3 protein-coding genes are annotated in these 1,518 nt (G+C 32.3%); 1 reads left to right on the forward strand and 2 read right to left on the reverse strand.

Annotation, left to right across the window (positions count from 1 at the left end):
• On the forward strand, positions 1-327 hold a 327-nt coding region (locus tag ACFILY_RS09110; RefSeq protein WP_375673341.1), incomplete at its 5' end, for a helix-turn-helix domain-containing protein.
• Positions 328-358: 31 nt separating this feature from the next.
• Here ACFILY_RS09110 and ACFILY_RS09115 read toward each other — a convergent pair.
• Positions 359-625, reverse strand: a complete 267-nt coding sequence (locus ACFILY_RS09115; RefSeq protein ID WP_375618900.1) for a hypothetical protein — start codon at positions 623-625, stop codon at positions 359-361.
• A gap of 3 nt (positions 626-628) precedes the next feature.
• The gene (locus tag ACFILY_RS09120) at positions 629-1,309 is read right to left on the reverse strand and encodes a ParA family protein (protein ID WP_375612422.1); all 681 of its coding nucleotides are present in this window, start codon (positions 1,307-1,309) and stop codon (positions 629-631) included.
• Positions 1,310-1,518: the final 209 nt, after the last annotated feature.

Consider the following 1,518-nt stretch of genomic DNA (forward strand, 5'->3'; position numbering starts at 1 on the left):
GTTTCTGTAGGGGGAAAAATTCGCTATAGAAGAAAGTACATAGGAATTTCTCAGACAGAATTAGGAAAAAAAATAGGAGTAAGCTTCCAACAAATCCAAAAATATGAAAAAGGCTCAAATCGTGTAGGAGCTGGACGCTTGCAGGAAATCGCTAACATACTAGATGTTCATATCTCCTTTTTTTATACCGATATTTCACAAAAAAGAAATATTCCGTACCATTATGATGAAGAAATTTCCAGTAAAGAAGAATATTTCCTTTTAAAAGGTTTTAGAAAACTTAATCCTAAAAAACAGAAAGCAGTTTTATGTTTGTTTTCTGAATAAAATGAATACTTTTAAAATTATAGCGTACAAACTAATCGCTCTGTTTATAAGCATTCATTAATATTTCTAGAAAATCACCATGGCGATATCGCTCTTGTTTAGCCATCAATTTAAAACGATTAATGATATTTACGCTAGCTTTGATATTTAATTGTATCTCAACTGACTGTTCACGACTTGGGAAAGTTGCTGCCTTATCTACCTCTTTGCGTTGTATAATGTTTAAAGAAGATTGAGTTTGCCGTGGTTTAAAATCATCAAGTTCTGAAAAATTTAATGGTTTTCTTTCTGTACTCATTCTTTAATTTCCTTTCTCTTGAACTTTTTTTAGCTTTGTAATGACTTCAGCAACAAATGCTTCGACATTGCCAATCGCAGTTTCTAAATTATTAACTTCCTTTGGATTGAGATTACGATGTGAACCTCCAGTTGCAAAGATTGCTGAAAAAGCATCACGTTCATTGATTTCTGTTTCAAAAACATCAAGTTCTGGGTTTTTTCTAAATTGAGATGATACAAAACGAGCAGTTCTGGATTTTGCAACAACTTTAGATTGCGTAAACAAAACAGAATAAGCGATAAGACGCCGTACAGCTTTCATATCTCTGTGAATTTCTTTTATAATTTCGATAGCTGCTATAGCGTCTTGCTGTTGTTCCTTCATAGGAACAATTACAAAATCAGATTGACTAATTGCATAACTAGTTAAGCGTGATGCTGTACCTTCTAGATCAACAATTACGAATGGATCTCGAGTAGATGCAATTTCTATTTCATCTAAAATAGTTTTTTCAGATTCATTAGTAACGACAGTAAGATTATCTGGTTTACCCGGCAATTCAGACCAAGTGGTAATAGGATGGCGAGGATCAGCATCTATAATTGTAACAGGTTTAGCATGTGCAAGTTCACAAGCAAGGAGCAAAGCAGATGTTGTTTTTCCACTCCCCCCCTTGGAATTAGCAAAGGATATGACAGGCATTTAGTTACTCTCTAAATAGAATATGGTATGGTATGGTATTGTATAGTATTATACTATAAGGTATAATAAAGTATTAAAGTACACCTTTTATAAGAAGCAAAAATTTATAAGGAGCAAAAATGCCAAAAAAATACGTTCAAAATCATAACGATAAAGTTTTTAAAAACGTTAGCAATTTTTTTGAAACTTTTAATCAAAAAATAGATAGT

Source organism: Bartonella sp. CL25QHWL (assembly GCF_042195335.1).
Taxonomy (GTDB): domain Bacteria; phylum Pseudomonadota; class Alphaproteobacteria; order Rhizobiales; family Rhizobiaceae; genus Bartonella.